Annotated in this window: 19 protein-coding genes and 2 pseudogenes; 6 read left to right on the forward strand and 15 right to left on the reverse strand. The window is 36.8% G+C overall.

Annotated elements, in window-relative coordinates; translation table 11 throughout:
• On the forward strand, positions 1-343 hold a 343-nt coding region (locus tag AC1D7X_RS18335), incomplete at its 5' end, for a hypothetical protein (protein WP_495475859.1).
• 394 nt (positions 344-737) lie between these two features.
• Here the strand turns inward: AC1D7X_RS18335 and AC1D7X_RS18340 are convergent.
• The 3 genes from AC1D7X_RS18340 to AC1D7X_RS18350 form a co-directional block, all read right to left on the reverse strand.
• A complete protein-coding gene (locus AC1D7X_RS18340; RefSeq protein ID WP_495455664.1) occupies positions 738-1,259 on the reverse strand; it encodes a hypothetical protein in 522 nt (173 codons plus the stop codon).
• A 126-nt stretch (positions 1,260-1,385) separates the two neighbouring features.
• Positions 1,386-2,225: a TolB-like translocation protein gene (locus AC1D7X_RS18345; protein ID WP_495455663.1), complete on the reverse strand. Its 840-nt coding sequence runs from the start codon at positions 2,223-2,225 to the stop codon at positions 1,386-1,388.
• Positions 2,226-2,353: 128 nt separating this feature from the next.
• Complete coding sequence (locus AC1D7X_RS18350) at positions 2,354-2,713, reverse strand: hypothetical protein (RefSeq protein WP_495455662.1); 360 nt, start codon at positions 2,711-2,713, stop codon at positions 2,354-2,356.
• A gap of 750 nt (positions 2,714-3,463) precedes the next feature.
• Here AC1D7X_RS18350 and AC1D7X_RS18355 point away from each other — a divergent pair.
• The 5 genes and pseudogenes from AC1D7X_RS18355 to AC1D7X_RS18375 all read left to right on the forward strand — a co-directional run bounded on the left by AC1D7X_RS18355 (position 3,464) and on the right by AC1D7X_RS18375 (position 7,066).
• The gene (locus tag AC1D7X_RS18355) at positions 3,464-4,024 is read left to right on the forward strand and encodes a hypothetical protein (protein ID WP_495455661.1); all 561 of its coding nucleotides are present in this window, start codon (positions 3,464-3,466) and stop codon (positions 4,022-4,024) included.
• 101 nt (positions 4,025-4,125) lie between these two features.
• Positions 4,126-4,377 carry a hypothetical protein gene (locus tag AC1D7X_RS18360; RefSeq protein ID WP_495455660.1) on the forward strand — a complete coding sequence of 84 codons (252 nt, stop codon included), beginning with the start codon at positions 4,126-4,128 and terminating at the stop codon, positions 4,375-4,377.
• 328 nt (positions 4,378-4,705) lie between these two features.
• On the forward strand, positions 4,706-4,930 hold the full coding sequence (locus AC1D7X_RS18365) for a hypothetical protein (RefSeq protein WP_495455659.1): 225 nt from the start codon (positions 4,706-4,708) through the stop codon (positions 4,928-4,930).
• Between the two features lie 299 nt (positions 4,931-5,229).
• Positions 5,230-6,321, forward strand: a pseudogene (locus AC1D7X_RS18370) (transposase).
• A gap of 181 nt (positions 6,322-6,502) precedes the next feature.
• Positions 6,503-7,066 carry a hypothetical protein gene (locus AC1D7X_RS18375; protein WP_495455658.1) on the forward strand — a complete coding sequence of 188 codons (564 nt, stop codon included), beginning with the start codon at positions 6,503-6,505 and terminating at the stop codon, positions 7,064-7,066.
• A gap of 155 nt (positions 7,067-7,221) precedes the next feature.
• Here AC1D7X_RS18375 and AC1D7X_RS18380 read toward each other — a convergent pair whose 3' ends face one another.
• The 12 genes and pseudogenes from AC1D7X_RS18380 to AC1D7X_RS18435 all read right to left on the reverse strand — a co-directional run bounded on the left by AC1D7X_RS18380 (position 7,222) and on the right by AC1D7X_RS18435 (position 15,007).
• Positions 7,222-7,740, reverse strand: coding sequence for a hypothetical protein (locus tag AC1D7X_RS18380; protein ID WP_495455657.1), 519 nt, complete (start codon positions 7,738-7,740; stop codon positions 7,222-7,224).
• Positions 7,727-8,509: a sugar phosphate isomerase/epimerase family protein gene (locus AC1D7X_RS18385; RefSeq protein WP_495455656.1), complete on the reverse strand. Its 783-nt coding sequence runs from the start codon at positions 8,507-8,509 to the stop codon at positions 7,727-7,729. The genes AC1D7X_RS18380 and AC1D7X_RS18385 overlap by 14 nt, the downstream gene beginning before the upstream one ends.
• 17 nt (positions 8,510-8,526) lie before the next feature.
• Positions 8,527-9,270, reverse strand: coding sequence for a nucleotidyltransferase family protein (locus AC1D7X_RS18390; RefSeq protein WP_495455655.1), 744 nt, complete (start codon positions 9,268-9,270; stop codon positions 8,527-8,529).
• 786 nt (positions 9,271-10,056) lie between these two features.
• On the reverse strand, positions 10,057-10,845 hold the full coding sequence (locus tag AC1D7X_RS18395) for a class I SAM-dependent methyltransferase (RefSeq protein WP_495475860.1): 789 nt from the start codon (positions 10,843-10,845) through the stop codon (positions 10,057-10,059).
• Between the two features lie 132 nt (positions 10,846-10,977).
• Positions 10,978-11,691: a class I SAM-dependent methyltransferase gene (locus AC1D7X_RS18400; protein ID WP_495475861.1), complete on the reverse strand. Its 714-nt coding sequence runs from the start codon at positions 11,689-11,691 to the stop codon at positions 10,978-10,980.
• 25 nt (positions 11,692-11,716) lie between these two features.
• Positions 11,717-12,214 (reverse strand): signal peptidase I, encoded by a 498-nt coding sequence (gene lepB / locus AC1D7X_RS18405; protein WP_495475862.1) that lies wholly within the window; start codon positions 12,212-12,214, stop codon positions 11,717-11,719.
• 22 nt (positions 12,215-12,236) lie between these two features.
• Positions 12,237-12,731 carry a GNAT family N-acetyltransferase gene (locus tag AC1D7X_RS18410; protein ID WP_495475863.1) on the reverse strand — a complete coding sequence of 165 codons (495 nt, stop codon included), beginning with the start codon at positions 12,729-12,731 and terminating at the stop codon, positions 12,237-12,239.
• Between the two features lie 155 nt (positions 12,732-12,886).
• Positions 12,887-13,438: pseudogene (locus AC1D7X_RS18415) on the reverse strand (thiazole synthase); the annotation flags it as partial.
• A gap of 13 nt (positions 13,439-13,451) precedes the next feature.
• Positions 13,452-13,655 carry a sulfur carrier protein ThiS gene (thiS, locus tag AC1D7X_RS18420; protein WP_495475864.1) on the reverse strand — a complete coding sequence of 68 codons (204 nt, stop codon included), beginning with the start codon at positions 13,653-13,655 and terminating at the stop codon, positions 13,452-13,454.
• Positions 13,652-14,173, reverse strand: a complete 522-nt coding sequence (locus AC1D7X_RS18425) for an FAD-dependent oxidoreductase (protein WP_495475865.1) — start codon at positions 14,171-14,173, stop codon at positions 13,652-13,654. The genes thiS and AC1D7X_RS18425 overlap by 4 nt, the downstream gene beginning before the upstream one ends.
• Positions 14,137-14,295 carry a hypothetical protein gene (locus AC1D7X_RS18430; RefSeq protein ID WP_495475866.1) on the reverse strand — a complete coding sequence of 53 codons (159 nt, stop codon included), beginning with the start codon at positions 14,293-14,295 and terminating at the stop codon, positions 14,137-14,139. Before AC1D7X_RS18430 ends, AC1D7X_RS18425 begins: the two co-directional genes overlap by 37 nt.
• 82 nt (positions 14,296-14,377) lie before the next feature.
• Positions 14,378-15,007 carry a thiamine phosphate synthase gene (locus tag AC1D7X_RS18435; RefSeq protein WP_495475926.1) on the reverse strand — a complete coding sequence of 210 codons (630 nt, stop codon included), beginning with the start codon at positions 15,005-15,007 and terminating at the stop codon, positions 14,378-14,380.
• Positions 15,008-15,036 lie beyond the last annotated feature (29 nt).

Below are 15,036 nucleotides of genomic sequence, written 5' to 3' on the forward strand. Positions count from 1 at the left end.
TATTTTAATATGCTTTTTTTTATTAATAAGAAGCTTAGGCACCCAATTATTTCACAACTATCGTTACGTACAAATTTATTCTCCACAAAAGAGTCAATCCGTGATCATTAAATATCGGAGTGACATTTGGGATGGACGATTATCAAGCTACAGAGTATATCAAATGAAATCGGGATTTTTCATGAAAGAACTTACAAAAAAGGAAATAACGATAGAGGATCAACGTTATACTTCTCTATCTCCAAACGGAGTTTTTGGTTTTGAAACACCGGAGTGGATAAGTGAAAATACAGTCATTTTCTATACTTATGAAGGTCCATATAAATTTAGATTGAAGAACTAACACAAGAGCCATGCGGGTACGAAGACATCACCCAAGCAACTATATTAACACTTTAAACTAATTGAAAACTATTAGGAATATGTATAATATTCATTCACCCAGAAGAACAGAAACGCTCATGATTAAACATCGATCAGCTACTTTAGGTGAAACTACTTTTATTTATGAATTTTACAGAGATACTTTATGGGACTCTTACTTACGAAATTGGATAGATCGGATCTAAATATTTTTTTTACGAGATACTACTAACGATAATAAGGCTATAAATCTGCTTAATATTCAAAGTCCAACTTGGGTCGATGAAACTGAAGTTATTTTACACACATTAAGTGGTGACAAAACAATCATATTAGCCTCTGACATGTCGACAGTTAAGCACTCACTAGAATAATTAATAATTAATAACTTTCTCTAATCCTTTTAATGCCTCAAATATTTTAGTATCATCTCTAGGATCTTGAATTTTTCCAGAGCGTATTTTGTACATATCGTTATCGTATCTTTTAAGCCACATAGATGAGATCGTCGGAATATCAAGATCTAAAAATTGGGAAGAGGACGTGGACCAAAAAGTTCCTAGATATATTCTTTCATTTCCAACAACTACAACAAAAGGTTTACCGCTTACTGGTACTTCCGCTTCTAAATTCCCCTCTAAACTAAGGCCTTCCTTCATTGTAAATTCATGCTCTATCCAATTATATGTTTTAATCTCCTTGTCGGTAAGTACAGGTATTGTTTCTAATGGAAGATCATCAAGCTTTTTACTTATAGCTTCAGTTGTAGATAAGTCTTTAACCAAATAGATTGAGAATTCATTAACAGCTTTCTCCTTATTGCCATTATTACAGCCAACAATTAGGAATAGAATAACATTCAGAATTAAAAGTGATTTTATTTTGGATGACCTCATAAGAACCCCTCTCATTAGACACTCATTAAATTATAGATGTTAGATATATATATAAATATTATATTATCTTCACTGGAGCTCCCTCAGCAACAGCACGAGTCACTCGGATTTCAGATGCCACTAAATTTAATTATCCATTAAAATTTGAGTTGACCCAACTCTCTTTAAATTCATTAATTCGTCATCAGTAATATCACTTATAAAATCTATTGTATTTTCATTTATGTTATATCTATTTAATTTCAAGGATTCCTGTGGAAAATCACTTATATAATCAAAGTGGGCACCATCTTTGCTCCACATAATCCGATAAATACCTAAATAATCTTTTCCCAATGATATATAATTAAATTTCCTTTCTTCCACATCAAATATAGCTAATTTCGATTCAGATATCTTACCATAACTAAATGCTAGTTTTCTCCCGTTAGGTGACCAATTATTTGCACTGATGCTTTCAACGGTTCCTTTACCCGCAGATTTTAAAATATCATTTAAAATAGAATATTCTCCACTTGATAGATCAATTAACATTAATTTGTGCCCAAAATTGTAATATAGAGAAACAGCTAAATATTGATTTGAGGATGATAAAGATACCGAGTAAATATCAATAGGATTTGGATTCACTTGAATTTTGTACTTTTCATTCCCTTTCGCAACAGTTATTGAACTGATTCTCAACATACTTTCAGCTTTTTCTTCTTCTGTGGCATCTCGCTTATCGGCTATAAAGGTAACATCTTTGTCTGACCATGTAATTCTATTTGAAGTCATCTTTATTCTTCCCTCTTGATTTGGAGAATAGTATTGTAACAAATCAATTTTTCCGCCATTTGTTGTCTTTTCTTTTAGATTATTTTGCGAATTTTCCTCAATTGGGTTAGATATCTCGGTCTTATTGGTGCATCCAACAATCATAACTATTGCTAGCGCTAATTCAATCCATATTTTTATAGTTTTCATCTGTTCACTCCTTTTTTCAAATTTGGGTTTGATTACTAAGCTGTTGTCCCGTACTTAGTTATATCTTCAGAGAATATTTTGATTACGTTTTTATCCGCTGTTAAACTTTTAAGTGTAAATTTCAGAACTTAATCAATCTGAGCTATTTTCCATTCCCCTAGATCATTTTTCACAAAATTAAAAGTAGTACCTTTTTCGTCCTTCCCATTAGTCCTGTATTGAACATAAATATCTACTCTACTAAGATCAGCCTCTCTATCTATAATCTCTGGCTTGCCAAAAAAACTATATTGAATTTCTTTAGTTTCAATCCAAAATAGATTGGCTTTGGCACTGATCTCATTGACGAATCCTTCTTCAAATGATATTTTATCTTTGTTTGTAATCGCATTTAAGTTTTTTACTAATTCTTGTAGAATGAAATCATATTTAACATCATTAATATATTCGGAAATGTCGATAGAGACAACTGCGTTCGTAGAATTCACGTTCTCATCGGTAGAAGATCTATCATTTTTTGAATTTAAGTTAGTAATATTAGTGCTCTTAACTGTATTAGAACTATTTTGCTGTGAACAACCAGTAAGAAAAAAACAAACATAAAAAACATAATTACATAACGCATTCTTAATCCTCCTTTTATTGAAATATTAATGGTTATATTTCATCATAGAACAGTAGGATTAACTTAGATGGAGCAATAGCGCAAGCGGTAAGAAACCAACATTTGCTCGGATATCTAACAATGTTTCTTAAACTTTTCTACAAAACTAACGTTAGAATAATTATAGAGACAGAAATTAAATTGCTTCTTTATAATGGGGACGTGCCAGGGCGATTTCAACAATTAAGTAAGATCATAAAAAAACTTAGAAAATTGTATATTTGCATAGGGTAGCGTTGATCGTGATAGAAAATCAGTTGAAGGAGAAGAATGCACCTGCTAAAAAGATATATGTCCAAGAGATAATAAAATCTGTTGGAAAAAGGACTTTCGATGAATCGAATCAATGGTGTACTTGGAGAATGGCTAGCTACCACATTTTCCTCATGACTATATGATGAAGAGATATCTGCTAAATCTATCCGTGACTCCTATTTGTTATTCTATCAATACATTGATAAATTGCAAGAATGATGTTAAATACCACTTATACCGTTTGATGCGGTTTAGCAAGCTTAGGTATAGTTCTATTATAAAATTGAAAACCATTATACTAAGAAATGGAGTTTGAGCCATGATATCAAGCATTGGAAGAAAAGTTTTACTTTTTTTTATAATTATTGTACTGGCAATGGACATTATTCTATTCTTTCTAACAATAACTGGAGGAGACTATTACGTGGTTGTCTTTAATAAAAGTAATAATTTAATTCCTATTATTCTAAATATTTGCATGTTACTTTTATTAGTCAGTAAAAGTAAAGGAAGTATTCTAGGAGTTATAATTATAGCTATTTTAATATGCTTTTTTTTATTAATAAGAAGCTTAGGCACCCAATTATTTCACAACTATCGTTACGTACAAATTTATTCTCCACAAAAGAGTCAATCCGTGATCATTAAATATCGGAGTGATCTTGGCGATGCACGCTTCTCAAGCTACAGAATATATCAAAATAAACCGGGACTTTTCATGAAAGAACTTTCAAAAAATGTAATAAAAATTGAGGGTCCACGCTTTTCTCCTCTATCTCCAAACGAAATTTTTGGCTTTGAAACACCGGAGTGGATAAGTGAAAATACAGTCATTTTCTATACTTATGAAGGTCCATATAAATTTAGATTGAAGAACTAAAACAAGACCACTGCGGATATCGAATAGTCACCTATAACTACTGGGAAAACCATAATTTTTCATTTGATTATTACTGACCCCTCTCATGGTTATAATAAAAAATGCGGCGTTCAAACGCCATTAGTACGGAATATATCCGAATTCTTTACACTGGAGAAGGCAACCCTCCAGCTAATTTTAATACCTCTATTGATAAGGAGCAAGCTCTTATAGAAGCGATTACTACCCAAAATGATATACGCTCCTTGCTTCCCTATTTACATACACGTTTAAATAGTGTAGGGATCGAAGGGTATGGTTATATATGGATGAAGAAAACGGAGTTGAGGAAAAAAACGGATGGGATGCTCTAATATATTAAAACTATCTGAAATCGTTGATAATCCGAAATTAAAAAGGACTTTAAAAACTCAGCCGTATTTGCAGGTATAGTAAATAAAAAGAAAAACGCACGAATAGTAATTTACATGCATTAAATTTCCAAATATATGATAAGATGGAGATACGTTAACAAGACACCCGATGAAAAGATGAAAAAGAGAGACAATTGGGCGCAACACATGGCCTAGATGGTTCGATGTGGAATGTCATTGAAGAGTATGTTATTCAACAAGATAGTGTTAATTAAATTGAATTATTTACCATTATAAATTATTGTTATATTTATGGAGGTGTGTTTTATTGAGAAATTTTTTATTGATTCCAGGTATTATAGCAGGTATATTTAGTTTAATGTTATACTCCTCCTTCGGTAATAATACAATAAAAGTAGAAGGATTAAAGAATTATGATAGCCATGATCCAATTCGTACTGATATTTTCAATCTTGATGGAACAAAAATAAATACACCTGTTCGTGGAGATATTTTTTATCCAGATGGTACAAAAGTAAATGTCCCACAATAATTTGAAACTTGAGGTGTTATAACGTTATTTTTCTTGGTGAGGTAATTGAAATAAATTAGCAGCTTAATACTCACTGATTCTTGTACCTGAATGGATCTTTATTCAGGTTTTTTGTTGTTCTAATTTATTAGTTAAATTAATGTCACTTAACAATTTAAGGATCAGTATATAATTGAGCATTTTGCATTAATCTAAGCCCTTGGTACACAAAGGATTTTTGAGCATAAAAAAGGACTTCACCCCAACTTGGAGAAGTTTTCAAGTGACCAAACGAGAAAACCCAAGGGAGTGAAGTCACTATGTATATTCTCCAAGAAAGTCTATTTTCCTTTGAGGAACTGCAAAAAATCGATTCTAAAGAACGACTACCTATCTTTTTCAGTGCACTCGACCTTCGTCCTTACGCGAAAAAATTGAGAAATCCTTCACCCCGAGGAGCGGATGGCCACTGCCGCGAAGGAATTCTCTGCGCGTTGCTCGCTGCCCCTTTGGAGAACATCGACACGTTCACCGGTTTGCAACGCAGACTCGAATTTGACCTTCGTTTCCGTTACCAGTGTGGGTTACGACTGGATCGATCCGCGCCCTCCATTGCAACCTTGAGTCGTGTGTTTACCGATTTGACCCAAAAAGGTATTGCGCAGTGGTTGTTTGAGGATCTCGTCTCTCAGTGCCAGGAAACTGAACTCAATGACGGAACCCATATTGCCATCGACAGCGCAGCCATCCACGCCTATGAGAAAAAGGAACCGAAACGTAAAAGCGAACTTACAGGCAATGCCAACTGGGAGTGAAGCTCGACACCTTTGGCAATAAAGTCAAGTGGTTTGGCTACAAACTGCATCTGGCCGTCGATACCAAGAGTGAACTTCCGATTGCCCTAAAAGTTACACCCGCACATGTGAACGATGGGGACGAGGGCCCCCCACCCAAGCGATTATTCCAATGAATCCACGGAATGAAAGGGAACCACCTGCAGGCATGACAACCAAAGGAACACCTTGCTGTTCGATGGGGTTTACGATGACGTATTGGGGTCAGGAGAACGAACGTTTGAAATTCCGTTGTCCGCACGCCACTGGAAAAGTCGAGTGCCCTTTGGGTATGGTAGCTTGCTCGACTTCCAATTATGGGATGGTGGTCAAGGTCGACACTCAGCAAGACCTTCGTCGCTATGCGATGCCGCACCGAGAAAGCAGGGGCTGGAAGGAACTCTACAACAAGCGAACCAGTGTAGAACGCTGTAATTCTGTATGAAGACTTATTTAACCGCAGACCAATTGCATGTTTGGGGCATTCAAAAAGTCACGACTCACCAATATTTGAATGCGATTGTGCTTCTTGCTACTGCGCTGGCTGTATCGAGACAACGAGTCACAAACGCCGCTTAAATTTTCAACCTTCCGAAAATTCTGCCCGTCTGTCCATTTACGCCTACACTCTCTCAAAAACTCAATTAGTATGAGGTCTAACCTTGTCTCTCTCTTGAAAAATGAATTATGCAAAATGCTCAATTAACTTAGAACTTATGATTCATTGTATTTTTAAATCAATCGAATTCAGGAGGCATGAATGCAAGATAAAACTTCCCCTAAATATCACCCATTTGTTATTACTGCAGTTTTGATATTTGCACTTGATCTCCTCTATGTTTTTGCACATTTCAATCATTATAGTGTGAGCTTGTTTATAGGGAGTGGCTACATTATACCGCTAATCATTAACATTGGATTTTTAATGTTTATAGCATTCACTTATAACAGATGGTGGTTATATATCCTACCCTCATTTCTCTCTTTTGTGCTAGGCATATATATTGTTATTGTGCTTATTTTTAATTCTCTATCTTCTTGGCAATATGATAATATTCATTCACCCAGAAGAACAGAAACGCTCATGATTAAACATCGATCAGCTACTTTAGGTGAAACTACTTTTATTTATGAATTTTACAGAAAATCTTTTATGGGACTCTTACTTACGAAATTGGATAAATCAGATCTAAATATAATGGTACGAGATACTCACGATAATAAAGCTATGGATCTGCTTAATATTCAAAGTCCAACTTGGGTATATGAAACTGAAGTTATTTTACACACATTAAGTGGTGACAAAACAATCATATTAAAATAGGCTGTTTATCTAGCCTCTGACATGGCAACAGTTAAGATCATTCATAAATACTTCTCAAATAAAGAATTGCCGCTCCACTCCCATTTTAGGAGTGAGCGGCGATTCTTTTTTGTTTTAGATTTCAAATTGCTAGTACTCAGCACTCAATAGAATAATTAAAAATTAATAACTGTCCCTAATTCTTTTAATGCCTCAAATATTTTAGTATCATCTCTAGGATCTTGAATTTTTCCAGAGTCTATTTTGTAAATATCGTTATCACTTTTTTTAAGCCAATTAGAAGCAATACTCGGAATATCAAGATCCAAAAATTGAGAAGATAAATGGGACCAAAAAGTCCCTAGATATATTCTTTCATTTCCCACTACTACAACAAAAGGTTTACCGCTTGCTGGTACCTTCGCTTCTAACTTTCCCTCTAAACTAATGCCTTCCTTCATTGTAAATTCATGTTCTGTCCAATTATATGTTCTAATTTCCTTATCGGTAAGCACAGGTATTGTTTCTAGTGGAAGATCATCAAGCTTTTTACTCATAGCTTCAGTTGTAGATAAGTCTTTTACCAAATAGATTGAGAATTCATTAACAGCTCTCTCCTTATTGCCATTATTACAGCCCACAATTAGGAATATAACATTCAGAATTAAAAATAATTTTATTTTAGATGAACTCATAGGAACCCCTTAATGCTTCTAGTCTTATTGCTCGCTCAAACGCTTTATGTAAAAACTCTTTAGTCGATAAATCCTCATAGTCCCAATTCATAGCTTCTATTGCAGTCGCACCGGAATAACCCGTTCTCACAATTTCTTTCATAACTGTAGACCAATCAATCGTGCCGTCAAAGGGTAACCCGTGCTGGGCATAGCTTCCGTTATCATCATGTAAATGGATTGCCATCAACCGGGAACCATACATGGATAATAAATCTTTATTCGGATAGTAGTGGTAGTGATGTCCACTGTCATAACAGAATCCGATACGTAGGGAATTCACTTGCTCCAGCATATACGCCAAATTGGTAATATTTTTCAAATTCTCAAACGCAACATTGACACCAAACTGTTCAGCTTTTTCAGCGATTCTCTTGATTCTATCGAGTCCCAATGCGTTATATGGATTATCTTCGTGAGGCAGGTGCACCACCATTGTCGGAATCTCAAATCCGGCGCAATCTGCAACACATTGCAAATAACAGTCAGTTAAGGCTTCACCTTCCAGATTGTCAAGCCAGAGGTCGTTTTCATGTTGGACGGGTGTGTGGATATTTTCTATAACAAGACCCGCTTCCCGCGCAAGTTGTGGGCCATTGCGGTAATCATCGGTCCGGCCAAACCCTTCACTCCACCATAATAAAACACCATCAAATCCGGCTTCTTTTATTAACTGATAACGTTCCTTAATAGGCAATTCATAACCAAACCAATCATAAATAGTAATCATAAGCCTCTTCGCCTCGTTTACTTTGAAATATTAAAGAGTTCTTGAACTTCCTTGTATGCTTCATGAGTCCCTATATCATAGCTATCTCCATTGGCGAAATAGGCCTTGACCTCTTTCCTGACATGCAACCATTCCGGGAAATAACTAGGTGCATCTGGATTATTACCTTCACTTAAATATTGCTTGAACAACGGTAACGTATCTTGTCTATAAATATAGATGGCGAACACACCTATGTTGGTCTTCGGTTGTTTCGGTTTTTCTTTAAAAGATAACACACTGCACGATGCATCTAATTCTACGACACCCACACGTTGCAGGTCTTCCAATCGATCTAGTTGTTGAACTAAAATACTGTCTCTATATTCCTCATGAAAGAAATGGATATAATCCTTAAGATCAAATGTGAATATATTATCTCCCGCTAACACGATAAGATCATCTTGTATTTTCTCTTTTTCAATCACGTAATGAATATCGCCTATAGCGCCTAGTTTATTCTCTACAGAAGTTGTTCCATCATTTATGATGTTAATGATTGTAGTGGTCTTTCTTGAATTAGCCCAATCCACAAAAGCCTGATAGAACTTATCGTTGCTTACAATGTAGATTTCAGATATCTCATTTAATTGTTCTAATTGATCTATCATATAATCTAGAATAGTCTGGTTTCCAATAGGTAATAATGATTTAGGTTTATCTCTCGTGATTGGATAGAGCCTTGTTGCATAACCAGCAGCTAGTATTAATGCTTTCATCATATTCCCCTTCCGGCAAGAGCGTGAAACTATACTATGTTCTCTTACTAATTAAACGAATCTGTCCTCGATGATTGATCTCGTCTTCAAAAATGGATATACACGATAAACAATATAAACAAAATGTTATACGCAATTTCAAATGTAAGAAAAGATCTCCATAATGGATGATAGAACTCTGATTCTTTCGAAGTGAATAAGTCCCAATTGTCAGAAGAAATTATTATTATTGATTGAAACAACCGTACCAACAACTTAATCAAGCTGAAGTATAATCCGATCTATACTAGAACTAACCACCCACCTAATCCAGAATAATCTTGCGTGAGATTTCTATATTGCTCCTCTATTAACTCTGGTTCCATTCGTAACTCTCCCTTATGTAGTTATGCAATATTCTTCTTTAATAATGAGAGCATCCATAGATCTTGATATACATTTCTGTAAAAAGCGTACTCTCTTCTAGTAACCCTTCCTTCTTAAATCCTTGCTTCTCTAGCGTTCGAATGGAAAGATGTGATACATAGATGCCGCATCTTGAATCTGAATCTCTCTTAGTAGCAATCTCTCAGTTTCTAGTACTGGGAATAGCTATCGTTCATTAGTCTCCTCCATATCATTTTCCTTTCGATTTTTGGTAGATTAGAATAGTGATTTCGCCCAACCATTTCGAGGTAAATTATACCATAACATATAATATGAAAATACAAATACCCTACCGTTATATTCACGGTAGGGTTTATAATTTTCATCCACGTAAGTGGTATTCAATTTCCGTTAATCCTTAGATTACATTTGCTCAGCAACAATGGTAAACGTCTTCGGGATACCTTTATCGAATACATCAGATGAAAGGTTAGGTAATTCTTCAAAGACTTTAATAAATAGCCCTTCACTTGCAACGGCTGTTACAATTTCTCCAATGGTCCATTTTCTTAGTCGAACAGTCTGAACAACAGGTTCTTTATTCTCAGAAGGAGTGAATTTAGAGAATGATATTTCTTTTTCCTCAAGAGATGTATCGAAATAGTCACCCGTAACTTTATGCTTTCTGATATTAGCTGTTGTGCCTCTTGATGAAATCAATTTCGTTGAGATCGGATGGAAGTCCTGCAGAACTAATCGACCACCTTGAACAAGAAGGTCAGATACCACTTTAAACAATGGGCGTAAGTCCTCAAAATAATGAAGAATCCCAAACTCCATAAACACGATATCGAACGTTCCAGATAACCTGTCCATAGGTAACTTCAGTACATCCGAGACAATATATTCAACCTTAACTTTGGCTGCATCTGCTAATTCTAAGGCATACGTTTCATTCTCAACAGAGAAATCAGCAATCGTAACATCGGCACCTAATAAGGCTAGCGCTACGGCTTTATTTCCATTTGATCCAAGTAGATTGATTATTTTCTTATCTTTGACACCATTCATATGTTCGAACGCGTTACCAATTCTTTTGATTGGATCAGCTATGATCTTCTGTGCTGCTTCATTCGGTGTACCGAAGCGATTAACCCAAGCTTGATACGCTCCCGTATTCCATGCATCCTTATTCTGTTGAAATGGTTCCACTTTCAATTCCTCCATACCCTCATCTGCTGGGATTCATTCATGTATAATTTCCTTCTTCCACTAGAAGGACACGTCAAGAAATCATACCATGTTCGACACATGTCTTCAATTTTTTATTTCTTTAACATCATTTTATGGAATCTGTATCTGTTTAACGGCAACAAATGTAATCCATTGGCTTCTGTAAATAATCTCGGTACCGTTTATATTCTCAATCACTTCTTGTTGTATTTGATGTTCTTTCACGATGTTCCAATCATGGTATGTATCCCTTAATAACGAGAAGGCATGTTCTGTCGTCAGATTTAATTCGATAAGCCCCTGATGCTCTAATCCTGAATGAACCTCGATTTCCTTAACGTCTGTGCTCATTAATATACAATGAATCCCGTTATTCTTTGTTCCTGTCTGCATCTGTTTTAGTTGAGATAGGAATGCTTCCTCTGAACTTACGTGCTCAAGACAGGAACAAGCCACGATATAATCATATTTGTCTGTGGGCATATCATACTTTTCAACGTCTGCAACTTCCGCTACGATAATATCTTCAACCTCATATTTCAACGCATTCTTATGAAGTAAATCAATGGCAGAGGGTATTAGGTCTACGCAAGTAACCGTGCCATTATTATTCTTAACCTCTTGAGCGATAGGAATACTATTTCGTCCTACCCCACATCCTAAGTCCAACACCGAAATATTAGCCATATTGAGTAAGTTCAAGGTATCCATAACTATTTTTACGGGGCGCGCCAACCAACTACCTGCTTCAAAAAGCTCTGTCTCTGCATAGAATTGTTCATGATATAGGATTTCTTTCGAACGGGCTTGAACGAACTGACTCATCACTGGAGTGACTCCTTCCTATTGGTTAATCGAACCAAGCATGTGTAGGGATTTCAATCATGACTTTTCCAATCAATTTTTCCTTATCTATAAAAGGATCAACCCACGCATGGGAGTCAAAGCTATTATTCCGATTGTCACCTAAGAAAAAGTATTTATCTGCAGGTACAACGATAGGTCCATAGTTATAATTCATTTTTTCATTTATATAGGGTTCACTCACCATCTGGTTGTTGCGATAGAGTTCTCCCTCTTTTATTTCAATTTCATCACCAGGTAATCCAATTAATCTTTTAACATATTTCTTATCTTCTGTTGGAGCTTGAAATACAATGATATCTCCGTGATTTAGATTTGTAATCCACATTAATTTCTCCACAATCAGATGATCGTTGATATGAATCGTAGGGATCATGGACCCCGTAGGTACCTTCATTGCTTCTGCGACATAGGTGCGAACCCCAATGGATACGACAAGTGCGATCAAGATACTAGGTAGATACTGCTTTATTATTTTCATCATGCATTTTCCTCCTTAATACAATTCAATTAAAACTAGGCTCATTTGTTAACACGACAGATGTTTGAATCTGTTCATACGGCACATGCCAGTATTGACGTAATAAGTTCTCTTTAGATTCCTTAGATACAACCTGAAATCCATATTTCTCATAGAATCCGATGGCCCAGAATGCCGACTCCCAAGTACCGATCAGTATGGTCTTCTTCGTATATCTAATCAAAAAAGATAATAAATTCCCCCCGATCCCTTTACTACGCTGATCTGTTCGTACATAAGCATGACGTATCAGTGAAACTTCGCCTTTCTCTTGCAATCCCATCACGCCAACAATCTCATTATCTATCTCGTATCCCCAAAGTAACACTCCATCATTAATCTCTTCATTTAATTCATCTAGAGTCATATAGGGTTCCTTATATCGATTTTTAGGTATGATTCCTTTATAGGCTTGCGCAGCATCATTAATAATATCATAGATTGTCTCTATATCATTTACACCACATAACCGAATCATCATTACCCCATCCTTTATTATCATTTTACTAAATATAACAAATAATGGTACAAACTTCATCAACGGTAAAATCATCACTAAGAAACCTAGACAGATCTCTCCGCTAGGCTGCTTGATATCATGTGAATTACGCTAGTAACAAACAAAAGTTACTCTACTTAAGTACTACTCCAACCCTCCATCGGACTACTTGCGGAGGCATACCTTTTCTTCGGAATTCTGCCTGCCTCGAATCCTAATCTACCTGCTGTAATAGCAAGTTTCATGGCTAAGGCCATCTTCACCGGATCTTGTGCCCCTGAAACAGCAGTATTAAGTAATACGGCATCTGCCCCAAGCTCCATAGCAAATGCTGCATCCGCAGGACTTCCTATCCCTGCATCCACAATGACAGGAACTGTTGCTTGCTCAATAATAAAAGATAGGTTCAACGGATTAATGATACCTTGACCTGTTCCAATGGGTGACGCACCCGGCATGATGGCATGAACACCTAAATCTTGTAGCCTTTTGGCTAACAACACATCATCTGATGTGTAGGGCAGAACGATAAATCCTTCATGTAATAACATCTCTGAGGCTTTTAACGTCTCCACTGGATCGGGTAACAGCGTCTTCCAATCCCCAATCACTTCAACCTTAATCATATCGCATAATCCAGATGCCTTCGCTAATTTAGCACTCCGAACCGCCTCTTCTGCTGTTGTAGCTATCTTCCAGATGTTAGCCACCCCCTACAAAATGAACGATCTCAACTCGGTCTCCATCCGATAAATGCGTCTTGTCATGATCTGATTTTTCTAAAATTTGCTTATTCAACTCGAAAATAAGCATCTTGTTCTCCAAGCCAAAATGTACTAATACGTCTGCCATTTTCCTACAATCATTAGGAATATCAATTCGTTCTCCATTAACTTCGATCATCATACTGGAGCCCCTTCCTTGTCTAGCACACTTTTCTCATGCCGATCTACTCGATAAGCCTCTAGAGAAAGCTCCTCTTCCTTCTTTCCTTCGACCCAATCTGCTACAAGCTTCCCAGTCATTGGACTAAGTAGAATACCATTACGATAGTGACCTGTTGCAACATATAATCCTTTCCACTGAGGATGTTCACCCAAATAAGGTAACCCATCCAGTGTCTGTGGACGTAAACCGCTCCAAACACGCTCCCACTCTGCGTCAACAATATCTGGTAAGAGTCGCTTCGCTGCATCTAACAGTTTGGAGATGCCACCTAGAGATACCCTTCGATCATAGCTATGTGCGTTCGCCGTTGCTCCAACCACGATACGTCCTCCCTTCTTCGGAACTAAATAGCATCCGTGACTAACTATTGTGGATTGAAGTAGTGGGATATGACTCAAAACAGAGAAACACTCTCCCTTAACCGGATAAATTGGACATGTTACTCCAACCTGTGCAAGAAGAGATCCGCTCCACACTCCTGAAGGAATGATTTCACCTCAGTAAACTCTTTTATTTGTGCTCCAAGGGCTACTGCAGCTTGTGCAAATGCTGCGCACAATTCAGGAGCATCGACTTGACTGTCCTCTTCTATTCGCATCGCCCCTCATATGTTCTATTTGCTTCATCTGATCATTGTCCTCCTTCATTTGTAAGTACTTACTTCATCTTTCGCTTCGAAATCACTCCTTTAGAACCCATATACTTTGACTGTCTAATGCCTCACGATAGTCTTTTACGGACTTTAAGGGATTATGGCTTTCTGTAATACCCGATAATACTGCAATACCAGCAGCTCCAGATGTCATGATCTGATGCACATGATCCGGCTTAATCCCTCCAATCGCAATAACTGGAATAGAAACTTTTTGCACCACTTCCTCTAATGCTCGTATTCCTCTGGCTGCCTGGTTAGGCTTAGAATCTGTCGGAAAGATATGCCCATACATCAAATAATCAGCACCTTCATTGCACATCGCTACTGCTTCATCGACATCATGAACAGAACGTCCTATTAACATTCTCGGAAAATCTCGCCTTACTACCTGTACTTGTAAGCTATGGCTACCTAATTGGACTCCCAGCGCACCCGTCGCCCAAGCAATGTCCACTCGATCGTTAATTATTACTTTACTGAGAGGAACTCCACCTGCATTCATAGCTAGTGCTCCTTCCCAGATTTCAGACGCACTGCATAATTTCTCCCGTAAATGAAAGGCAGTCACATAAGGATGTATAAGCGCTGCTATCTTCGCAAAGTGCTCCAAATTGGATTGACCATTAGAGATCACATGTAACTCTCTCGCCGTCACTGCAATCAACCTCCCTTCCCCCTGACTAC

This window comes from Paenibacillus sp. Y568, from assembly GCF_059445545.1.